This window comes from Curtobacterium sp. B18, assembly GCF_000333375.1.
Classification (GTDB): Bacteria; Actinomycetota; Actinomycetes; order Actinomycetales; family Microbacteriaceae; genus Curtobacterium.
This window is the reverse complement of the sequence record NZ_BACZ01000120.1, coordinates 1-2,285: the sequence shown is the minus strand read 5'-3', so window position 1 is coordinate 2,285 and position 2,285 is coordinate 1. Positions and strand designations below refer to the sequence as shown.

The window sequence follows — 2,285 nt, the reverse complement described above, 5'->3', positions numbered from 1 at the left end:
CGGTCCTGCGGCTCGCGATGCCGCACGGCGCCGGGTGGGCGAAGGCGGTCGCCGCCGGTGCGCTCAGCGCGGTCTGCGCCGTCGCGCTGCTCGCGGCGAGCGGCTACCTCATCACCCGGGCGGCCGAGCACCCGCCGATCCTGTACCTGACGCTCGTCATGGTGGGCGTGCGTGCGTTCGCGCTCGGCCGGGCGGCCCTGCGCTACGTGGACCGCCTCGCCGGGCACGACGCGTCGTTCCGGCAGCTCGCCGTCGTCCGCACCGAGATGTACCGCCGGCTGTCCTCGGTCGCGCCGGCGGGACTCGGCGCCACCGGCCGCGGTGACCTCCTCACCCGGCTCGTCACGGACACCGACCGGCTGCAGGACCTGCCGATCCGGGTCGTCGGTCCGCTCGTGTCCGCCGGGGTGGCGGCGCTGCTCTCGGTCATCGCCGTCGCCGTCGTGTCGGTGCCGGCGGCGGTCGTGCTGCTCGTCGCCCTCGCCGTGGCCGCGCTGCTCGGCTCGGTCGTCACCCTGTCGGTCGCCAGGCGCTCCGACGAGCAGACGGCCGCGGACCGCGGCCACGTCGCCGACCTCGTGCTCGACACCGTGCGGACGCTCGACGTCTTCGCCGCGTACGGCACGCTCGACGAACGGCTCGACCACATCGCCCGGCTCGACGCCCGGGTGACCCGGGCGGTGCGGCGTCGGGGGACGGTCGAGTCCCTGGTCGGTGCGCTCGTCGGCCTCGTCGGGGGCGGCGCGGTGGTCGGGATCCTGGCCGTCGGCGCTCCCGCGGTGGTCACCGGAGCGCTCGACGGACCGCTCTGGGCCCTCGCCGTGTTCGTGCCGCTCGCCCTGTTCGAGGTCGTCGGCGGGGTGCCGCTCGCGGTCCTGACGTTCCGCCGGGTCCGCGCCGCGGCCGACCGGGTCGAGCGGGTCGTCCCGGCTGAGGTGCCGGCCGGCATCGTCCCCGAGCCGGACGCCGACGCCGACCCCGCCTCGCTCGTGGTCGACGGTCCGGTCGCCGTCGCCCTCCGTGACGTCTCGGTGCGCTGGCCCGGCGCCGCGGCCGCCGCCGTCGACCGGGTGTCGCTCGACCTGCACCCCGGCGAGGTCGTCGTCCTCGAGGGCCCGAGCGGCGCCGGCAAGTCGACGCTCGTGGACGCCCTCGTCCGGTTCGTCGACCACGAGGGCTCGTACACGCTCGACGGTGTCGAGGCGCGGGACATGCACCCCGACGCCGTCCGGGCGCGCGTCGGCCTGATCGAGCAGGACCCGTTCGTGTTCGACCAGTCGGTCCGGCAGAACCTGCTCTTCGCCCGCGACACCGCGACCGACGACGAGCTGCTCGCCGTCCTCGACCGGGTCGGTCTCGCCGCCTGGGTCCACGGTCGCGGTGGCCTCGACGCGGGCGTGGGGGAGCGCGGGGCCCTGGTCTCCGGTGGGCAGGCGCACCGGCTCGCGCTCGCCCGGGCGCTCCTGCACGCGTTCCCGGTGCTCGTGCTCGACGAGCCGACGGCCGACATCGACCCCGACCTCGGTGACGCCGTGCTCCGCGACCTCGTCGGGGCCGCGCGGCAGGACGGCAGAACGGTCGTCATCGTGTCGCACGTGCCCGTCGCGGCGGACCTCGTCGACCGGACCCTGCGGATGCGCGACGGGCGACTCGTGGCGGCGTGAGCCGACCACCCGCCGGGGGCGGGCCGACGCCGGTGCGGTGATCCGTTCCTCCCGGCCTTATATCCTTGACCACCGGAGCGCGTCCGACGGACGTGATCCGTGCCTCCAGACTGAATGAGAGTTCCGTGACCACCGAGCCGTACCCCGAGGACCCGAACGCCTACGACTTCCGTCGTCTGCAGGAGAAGTGGCAGCCGCGCTGGGAGGAGCTCGGGCTCTTCACGACCGACCTCGACGACACGCGTCCCCGGAAGTACATCCTCGAGATGTTCCCGTACCCGTCCGGCGACCTGCACATGGGGCACGCCGAGAACTGGGCGCTCGGCGACTTCGTGGCGCGGTACTGGCGGCAGCAGGGCTTCAACGTGCTGCACCCGATCGGCTGGGACTCGTTCGGGCTGCCGGCCGAGAACGCGGCGATCAAGCGCGGGGTCGACCCGAAGGACTGGACCTACGCGAACATCGAGCAGCAGAAGGCGTCGTTCAAGCGGTACGCGCCCTCGTTCGACTGGACGACCGAGATCCACACCTCGGACCCCGAGTACTACAAGTGGAACCAGTGGCTGTTCCTCAAGATGTACGAGAAGGGCCTGGCCTACCGCAAGGACAGCTGGGTCAACT

2 protein-coding genes are annotated in these 2,285 nt (G+C 73.6%); both read left to right on the top strand.

Annotation, left to right across the window (positions count from 1 at the left end; all coding sequences use genetic code 11):
- The coding region (cydC, locus tag I5E_RS03330) for a thiol reductant ABC exporter subunit CydC (protein ID WP_022905741.1) at window positions 1–1,664 on the top strand (1,664 nt) is incomplete at its 5' end.
- A gap of 125 nt (window positions 1,665–1,789) precedes the next feature.
- The coding region (locus tag I5E_RS21090) for a class I tRNA ligase family protein (protein ID WP_042723549.1) at window positions 1,790–2,285 on the top strand (496 nt) is incomplete at its 3' end.